This window comes from Vibrio sp. R12-SW3-ISO1, from assembly GCF_059834005.1.
The window spans coordinates 1-2,273 of the sequence record NZ_JCBDGK010000037.1 but is presented as its reverse complement, the minus strand read 5'-3'; the positions used below and the strand labels follow the sequence as shown (position 1 = coordinate 2,273).

Sequence of the window (2,273 nt, the reverse complement as noted above, 5' to 3'; positions counted from 1 at the left end):
TTAATGATTTATGCTTTGTTCACTCAATCTGAGCAGCGTAAGCGTATCTGCGCGCTGTTAGCGGCGAGCCTGATTTTTATCGGTGGGCTGATTGAGCCGTTAGAGATGGATGCCATCGAAGAGAGCTTCATTTTACTGCCACTCTGTTTCATCATCTTATTCCCCGGGTCGTTTTGGCCTCTGGCTATCGCGGCATTACTGATTGTCAGCTATCTTCACAGCCTAGATCCCGATGACTTTGACGAGTTTATCGAAGACGCCATAGAGGTGGGCGCGATCACCGTGTTTGCTACCCTGATGACGTATTACATCAAGAAAACCCAACAACAAGCGCTGGCCTTTAAAAAAGACAGCTTCACCGATTACTTGACCAAGCTGCCCAATATTAATGCCTTCTATGCGGCGGTATCGGCCATGAACGAGAGTAATGCACACTGTTTTGGGGTATTGCAGATTGGTCTGCACAATTTTAAAAGCGTCAATGACAAATTGGGCTATCGCAATGGTGATGAGCTGCTTCAATCTTTCGCCAGCCACATCAGTGGATTAATAGAAAACCAAGCCCAAATGTATCGCATTGCGGGCGATGAGTTCGTCGTGCTGGTGGAAAATGTCCATGTAGAGCGAAAGCTGCAAACCGTGCTAGACACCATTCTTACCAAACACAGCAAGCTGTTTGTAGTCGGTGACACGACCTATCGGCTGAATTTTTGTGTGGGGGTTGCACTGGCCAAGCACGCGAATGGTGTGGTGAGTCTGTGGGGGAAAAATGCGAATTTGGCTCTTTATCGCGCGCTATCCCAAGGGCCCGGCTCCGTTGTTTGGTATGATGACCAACTGCTCGATGAGACGATTCGTCAGCATCAGTTAGAGTCGGAGATGAAGCAGAGCCTGCAATTGGGCCATTTCGTGCTGCATTATCAGCCTAAGGTCTCTATGGTCAGCGATCGCGTGGTCGGGGCCGAGGCGCTCATTCGTTGGTCTCACCCCCAACTTGGTATGATTTCGCCGTTCGAATTTATTCCGATTGCAGAGCGAACTGGGTTTATCGTGCCTCTTGGCCGTTGGGTGATTACGCAAAGCATTAAGCAGGTGAAAGCTTGGCATGACTCTGGGCTACCGATCCTTGTGTCGATTAATGTCTCTACCGTTCAGTTTGCCCATGATGACGTTGCTAGTTTTATCATCGACGCGCTCGATAACGCCCAGTTGCCTGGAGAGGCGCTACAAATTGAAATCACAGAATCGACCTTAATGAGAGAGCCCGAATATGTGGTGGAAGCGTGTGAACGCCTGCGAGAGCGAGGGATGTCGGTGGCTATTGATGACTTCGGGATTGAATACTCTTCTCTCAACTACTTGAAGCGTTTGCCCATTGATGTACTTAAAATCGATAAGTCATTTGTTGATGATTGCACCACTGACATCACCGATCACATGTTGGTGCGAACCATTATTCAGATGGGGCAAAACCTAGGTAAATCGGTCGTGGCAGAAGGTGTTGAGACCTCTGAGCAATTATCTCTACTGTTTAATGAAGGGTGTGATGAGTATCAAGGCTACTTTTTCTCAAAACCGCTGGACGCACAGGCCTTTTACGATAAAGTGACCCAATCCAACGTCCACTGATCTCTGTTATGACTCTTCAAGCTGACCTTGTGACACTCGCGCTGCCCTCATTGGTGCAAAAACTGGGAAGAGAGAAGTGTCAAAACCTCAAACGACTCGCGCAGCAGCACCACTGTGTGTTGAGCCGTGTTAGGCGTTCACGCCACTGGCAGTTGGTGGGGGAAGAGAGGGCGCTCAATGCACTCTGTCATGAATTGCTTAGCCGCGAAGATAGCTGCGAAGATTATGCCTACGTTAGGCAAAAAATTGACACGCTCATCAATGCGCGAGTCGCCGCGCGTGCCCCTGCGCCGTTGCCACTCAACATCCAGCTTGCTCAGCTTATCGCCTGTAATCCCAATATCACCTTAACGGAACTGATTGAGAAAACGGACTGCACACTCGCTCAAGCGAGGGCCGCCCGTTTTCAAGAGGAGTCTTGGTAACGGTTGGTGCGTTACTGCTCGTCGTCTTTTTGTTCCACTCGAGTGACCAGCAATTGGTCTACTTTATGGTCATCGATGTCGACCACCTCAAATTTGTAGCCAGAGTAGGTCACCGAATCAGTGCGTCGCGGAATTTTCTTTAACATAAACATCATAAATCCGGCGATGGTTTCGTAGTTTTGTGAATGGGGCAGTTCGTCAATTTGCAGTGTGCGCATC

General features: G+C 49.1%; 3 protein-coding genes. 2 read left to right on the top strand and 1 reads right to left on the bottom strand.

Features of this window, described 5'->3' with window-relative positions:
• Both AC6R0R_RS09070 and AC6R0R_RS09065 read left to right on the top strand, forming a co-directional pair.
• Positions 1-1,629 (top strand): putative bifunctional diguanylate cyclase/phosphodiesterase (locus AC6R0R_RS09070; protein ID WP_500626459.1); only part of this gene is annotated, 1,629 nt, incomplete at its 5' end.
• An 8-nt stretch (positions 1,630-1,637) separates the two neighbouring features.
• Positions 1,638-2,054 carry a ribosome recycling factor family protein gene (locus AC6R0R_RS09065; RefSeq protein WP_500626350.1) on the top strand — a complete coding sequence of 139 codons (417 nt, stop codon included), beginning with the start codon at positions 1,638-1,640 and terminating at the stop codon, positions 2,052-2,054.
• Between the two features lie 11 nt (positions 2,055-2,065).
• On the opposite strand, the gene AC6R0R_RS09060 is transcribed toward AC6R0R_RS09065, so the two are convergent.
• The coding region (locus AC6R0R_RS09060; RefSeq protein WP_500626458.1) for a transporter associated domain-containing protein at positions 2,066-2,273 on the bottom strand (208 nt) is incomplete at its 5' end.